The organism is Acidimicrobiia bacterium (genome assembly GCA_016650365.1).
Lineage (GTDB): Bacteria > Actinomycetota > Acidimicrobiia > Spongiisociales > JAENVV01 > JAENVV01.
The window spans coordinates 1-4,724 of record JAENVV010000260.1 but is presented as its reverse complement, the minus strand read 5'-3'; the positions used below and the strand labels follow the sequence as shown (position 1 = coordinate 4,724).

General features: G+C 61.6%; 6 protein-coding genes. 5 read left to right on the top strand and 1 reads right to left on the bottom strand.

All coding sequences use genetic code 11. The annotated features are described in order from the left end of the window. Positions 1 to 62 precede the first annotated feature (62 nt). The 5 genes from JJE47_14905 (at position 63) to JJE47_14885 (ending at position 4,297) form a co-directional block, all read left to right on the top strand. Complete coding sequence (locus JJE47_14905) at positions 63 to 1,448, top strand: twin-arginine translocation signal domain-containing protein (protein MBK5268709.1); 1,386 nt, start codon at positions 63 to 65, stop codon at positions 1,446 to 1,448. After that, a complete protein-coding gene (locus JJE47_14900) occupies positions 1,448 to 2,167 on the top strand; it encodes a hypothetical protein (GenBank protein ID MBK5268708.1) in 720 nt (239 codons plus the stop codon). The genes JJE47_14905 and JJE47_14900 overlap by 1 nt, the downstream gene beginning before the upstream one ends. Before the next feature lie 77 nt (positions 2,168 to 2,244). Then, positions 2,245 to 2,835: a hypothetical protein gene (locus tag JJE47_14895; GenBank protein MBK5268707.1), complete on the top strand. Its 591-nt coding sequence runs from the start codon at positions 2,245 to 2,247 to the stop codon at positions 2,833 to 2,835. Then, positions 2,832 to 3,308, top strand: a complete 477-nt coding sequence (locus tag JJE47_14890; protein MBK5268706.1) for a hypothetical protein — start codon at positions 2,832 to 2,834, stop codon at positions 3,306 to 3,308. Before JJE47_14895 ends, JJE47_14890 begins: the two co-directional genes overlap by 4 nt. Then, positions 3,305 to 4,297, top strand: a complete 993-nt coding sequence (locus JJE47_14885; protein MBK5268705.1) for an S-layer homology domain-containing protein — start codon at positions 3,305 to 3,307, stop codon at positions 4,295 to 4,297. The genes JJE47_14890 and JJE47_14885 overlap by 4 nt, the downstream gene beginning before the upstream one ends. Here JJE47_14885 and JJE47_14880 read toward each other — a convergent pair. Further along, a partial coding sequence (locus tag JJE47_14880) for a hypothetical protein (GenBank protein MBK5268704.1) occupies positions 4,298 to 4,724 on the bottom strand: 427 nt, incomplete at its 5' end. It abuts the gene before it with no gap.

Sequence of the window (4,724 nt, the reverse complement as noted above, 5' to 3'; positions counted from 1 at the left end):
GTCTATCTGCTCTACCTGATTTTGACTGCACTTCCCCAAACCCTCACCGCGATGCGGGCTTCATGAGTACCTGGCTCGTTGACAAGACCAGCGCATTGCTGGATCGCAAAGTCGATCGCCGGGGATTCTTGCGCCGGGCCGCCCTGGTGGGAACGGCATTGGTGGCGTCGCCTCTCAAGTTCACGATGCAGCCGGTGAGCGCCTATGCCGCCATCTGTTCATGCTCAGGGTCTTCCTGCAACTGCTCCGACCTGTGTTGTGACGGCTACACCGAGTTCTGTTGCACGCTGACCGGCGAGAACGGCTGCCCACCGGGGTCGACAGCGGCGGGATGGTGGAAAGCCGACGGTTCGGGATTCTGCACCGTCGGCGGGGTCGGCCAACCCCGCTACTACATCGACTGCAATGCATCGTGTAACGGCTGCACCTGCGGCGGCTCCGGACTTTGTTCCCGGTCGTGTGCGAGCTGCAATTGTGAGTGCGGAAACAAGAGCTGCAAAAACCGCAAAGCCTGCTGTACTTCCTTCCGGTACGGCCAGTGCGGTAACGATGTCACCTGTCTCGGCCCGATCATCTGCCGGGTCATCACCTGCACTCCACCCTGGGTGTGGGACTCGAGTTGCTCGACCACCAGCGCCACCGACAACAACACCCGGTTCCACGATGCCCCTTGCCTGCACCGATCAATCACCTATCCGGCGCTCCCCGGGGTGTACACCGCAGGCAACTGGACACTTAAGAATGGCAACGCGACCGCGTCACCAAACACCAACTTCTCCTACGGTCTATCCAACGAGATACCCGTCATGGGCGACTGGAACGGGGACGGCACCCGCACTCCCGGAGTCGTCAGGAACAGCCGGTTCGGACGCCTGGGAGACGAAGTGCTCTGGTGGCGTCTCAAGAATTCGGTCGGTGGTGGCCAGCCCGACCTGATCTTCTCCTACGGAAGGCCAGGAGATATCCCGATCGTGGGCGATTGGAATGGAAGCGGCGTCGAAACCGTCGGTGTCATTCGCGGGAACGAGTTCAGACTTCGCAACGCCAACGGCACGGGCGAGCCCGACAATGTCTTTACGTTTGGCCTGGTGGGCGATCAGTTCATCGTTGGGGATTGGGACGGAGACGGTGTTGCGACGCCGGGTTATGTCCGCAACGGAACCTGGTACCTGCGCAACTCCAACTCCGCCGGCCAGCCCGACATTGTCTTCAACTACGGCCTGCCCACGGACACCCCGATTGTCGGCGACTGGGACGGCAACGGCTCAGACACCCCAGGGGTCATCCGGAATGGGACCACCTGGCTACTGCGCAACGGCAACTGGACCGGCGGTGCAAGCATCTCGCTGGAAATGCCTCCGGGTACCCCGTTGGTCTGGTCTGCCAGCCCCACTGCCATGCCCGAACTCCCGGTGCCCGAAACCGATGATGGAACCAGGCTTATCTGATGACCGCCCTCATCGTGACGCTCACCATCGTGGTTGCGCTCCTGGCAATCCTGGTCGCCGGACTCCTCCGTAGTCATGCTGAAATCCTCAGATCACTCCATGAACTTGGCGTCGGCGAAGGGGGTCGGGCCACCCGCAATCCCGGACTCAAGACCCGTGAAGGTATCCCCGAGCCACGTTCCGAGACGACTCCCGCTTTCGATATCACCGGCACCAAACCCGACGGATCCACCCGCCACGTCGGCGTTCTGGGGACCGATCACACGACGTTGCTGGCTTTCATGACCACCGGCTGTTCAACTTGTCAGACGTTCTGGAAGGAGTTCGGCGAGCGCCGCGAACTCGATCTACCCGGGGTCGATACCCGCCTCGTCATCGTCACCAAAGACCTGGAACACGAAAGCGAATCGCGCTTGGAGAAACTGGCACCCCGCCATCATCCGATTGTGATGAATTCGCAGGCCTGGGATCAGTACAAGATCCCGGTTTCGCCGTATTTCATTCTCATCGACTCGGGGAGGATCGTCGGAGAGGGATCAGCCGGATCGTGGAAACAGATCCGATCGCTGCTCACGCAGGCTTACAGTGACTCGACCGTTCGCACCAGGACCCGTCGCGCGGGTGCCGACCGCGAACAACACGCCGACCATGAACTCCGCGCCGCCGGGATCGAGCCGGGAGACCCGTCCCTGTACCCGACCGAAGCACCCGAGGCCTGAGCATGATCCTGACGGCAGGAATCATCGTCGGAATCGCCGCGGCGATCCGCTCCAGCTGGTCTCCCTGAGGGGAGTCGATGCTGTCCAGCATTCATCCGCTCGGTGAGCGGACCCGCAACAACAAGTGGCCGCTCACGGTCGCCTACTACCTCATCGGAGGCCTGCTCGGTGGGGTCACTATCGGTGCTCTGGCAGGCGCAGCGGGCTGGTTGGGCCTGCAATGGTGGTCCCCGACCCCGGCGTCATCTGCGGCGGCAACCGCGGCCATATTGACTATCGCTCTTGTCTGGGATGTGTCCGGTCTCAGGATTCCGACCATTCATCGACAAGTCAACGAGGATTGGCTCGGAATGTACCGGAGCTGGGTATACGGCGGAGGATTCGGCTTTCAACTCGGCCTGGGGGTCGTGACCATCGTCACAACCGCAGCCACGTACGCGATGGTGGTGTTGGCCGGGCTGGCCGCCTCTCCCGTTTCCGGAGGGATCATCGGAGGCGTGTTCGGCCTGGTCAGAGCTCTCCCCATTCTGACTGTCGGCCGAATCGGGTCGGGCGAAGCGCTGCGTACATATCATCGGCGGATGCAAGCTCTGGCACCTCGCGCCGAATGGTTCGTCCGGATAGGAGTTGTGGTCGCAGGCATGTCGACGATTGGTGGGCTCCTGTGACTCTGATCAGCGATCGCGGAATCACGGTCGATCTACCTGCGGGGTGGGAGGCAGACTTCTATCGGCGCACCGCTCAAGCGGCCCCGCTCGCCGTGGGTCATCCTCCAGAGGTGACGACGACGATCGCCCACTTTGCCAACTGGCCGCTCCCGACCGAACGGGGCGATTTCGGAGGTGGAGCGGTCGAACTCATGCGCCTCGACGACATTCTCATCGTGCTTTTCGAATACGGCGATGCCGAGCGCGGCACGGAGTTGTTTTCGAGTACCACCGTTCCCTGGCCGCTTCGATCGAGCGACTTCGATGCCAACCGCCTTCAGCACCCCCTGCCGGGACAGGCCGGCCTACAACAGTTTTTCTCCTCCGCCAGCGGGCGGCCGTTCTGTCTGTTCGTAGTCCTGGGTTCGGGCCGTAACGCCGATGCCCTGGTCTCGGAGGTCAACGAAGTACTCAGCACGATCAGCCTCGCATGACGGGACGGCTTCTGGGTACCGTCGCCCTGATCGGCGCTTTGCTCCTGCCAGGCCTGCCGGCGGGTGCCGATCACATCCCGCCCCATGGCTACTTCACGGACGACGACGACAGCATTCATGAGCGCAACATCGACGCCCTTCGGGCGGCGCAAATCACGGTTGGTTGCAACCCTCCGGCGAACACATGGTACTGCCCGAACAGCAGCATCACGAGAGCCCAGATGGCGACGTTCCTCGTGCGGGCTCTCGACTTGCCGCCGACCAGTGCCGACTACTTCATAGATGACGTGGGAAACATCCACCAAGCCGCTATCAACGCCCTGCGGCAGGCTGGCATCACGTCCGGTTGCAGTTCGACCGGTGACCGATTCTGCCCTGACGAGCCGGTCACCCGCGACCAGATGGCCGCCTTCCTCGTCAGGGCATTTCGCCTGGCGCCGTCGGGAACCGATTACTTCACCGACGATGCAGGAAGCATCTTCGAAGCAAACATCAATGCCCTTGCCCAGGCTGCGATCACCCTCGGCTGTGGACCCCAGACCTTTTGCCCATCTCGACCGGTGAGCCGGGCCGAAATGGCCACCTTCCTCACCAGAGCGATTCCCCTCCCGATTCCACTCCGCGGAGACACCCTCTTGTTCTCCCTGCCATTTTCAGGCGTATGTGATCCACTCCAAGTGGCTTGCCAGAAAACGATCGATTATCCCCGCCTCGACGAGTACCTCATCAATGAGGGGTGGTTCTATCAAGGTCCGTTCGCTCCGGGTGACGACATCCTGTTTGAAGAGGCAACGTTCTCCGTAACCATGAACAACACACCCGTATCTCTGACCGTGGGCCCCGACGTGACGACTGGCGGCACGACCCGTCGCTCGTACACCGCAACCATCGGGTCCCTCAACCCGGGAACGTATGTGTTCAAGGGCCAGTGGGCCTGGGACGGCCAGGTCCTCTATTCGACCACGCTGACACTGCATATCGGTAGCTAGTTAGCCGTTGATGTTCAGGGTCTCGATGATCTGAGAGCACTGCTCGTCGGCGGCGATGAAGTCAGGATCGTTGAAATCGATCTCCCCAAACGGACCCTGAAAACCGCCCTCACCACCAAAACTGAAGTCCAGCTTGGGATCGGGGAGATCAAAACCGTTCGCCCGCATACATTGGGCGTACTCAAGTAAGGCATCCTCGATCCCGGTGAGGTCGGTGCCGATGAAGCCGATCGTGACCTGTTCAAGTTCGTCGCGACATGCTTCGACGGCTGCGTTGAGTTCGTCAGGTGTGACTGCCGATAGATCGGGGGGTTGGGTGAACCGGGGATTTCCATCGGCGTCGACGGATGGGTCGGGAACGTCGACCCCCTCCGCGCGAAGACAAGCGGTGAACGCAAGCATGGCTGCTTCGGCTTCCTGGCCATTG

Bases quoted from the DNA above. Each gene is read 5' to 3' on its own strand.
- JJE47_14905 (MBK5268709.1), top strand. From the start codon at position 63: ATGAGTACCTGGCTCGTTGACAAGACCAGCGCATTGCTGGATCGCAAA.
- JJE47_14895 (MBK5268707.1), top strand. From the start codon at position 2,245: ATGCTGTCCAGCATTCATCCGCTCGGTGAGCGGACCCGCAACAACAAG.
- JJE47_14900 (MBK5268708.1), top strand. From the start codon at position 1,448: ATGACCGCCCTCATCGTGACGCTCACCATCGTGGTTGCGCTCCTGGCA.
- JJE47_14885 (MBK5268705.1), top strand. From the start codon at position 3,305: ATGACGGGACGGCTTCTGGGTACCGTCGCCCTGATCGGCGCTTTGCTC.